We start from the raw sequence: 286 nt of genomic DNA on the forward strand, positions 1-286 counted from the left end.
TTGAACCATGATAAGTTGATGTACTTGTTTGAGCGCTTTATACAAGACAAAGCTATTTCTAAATTTATCCGCAAAAGTTTACAAAGCGGGTCTGCAGACCTGTCTGGCGAATACGCAGAAAGAAAGAAAGGTGCCCCTCAAGGTGGAGTTATATCTCCCTTGTTGTGTAATATCTATTTGCATGAACTGGATAAAGAATTAGAGAAGCGCGGACACCGTTTTGTGAGATACGCTGATGACTTCGTCATCTTTGTAAAATCAAAACGTGCCGGACAACGTGTTATGG

At 40.9% G+C, this 286-nt stretch carries 1 protein-coding gene; it reads left to right on the top strand.

The window, feature by feature from the left end; translation table 11 throughout:
• Positions 1–286: reverse transcriptase domain-containing protein (locus HHH54_RS11020; protein WP_269814026.1), on the top strand; the 286-nt coding region annotated here is incomplete at both ends.

The organism is Staphylococcus canis, from assembly GCF_016238445.1.
Taxonomy (GTDB): Bacteria; Bacillota; Bacilli; order Staphylococcales; family Staphylococcaceae; genus Staphylococcus; species Staphylococcus canis.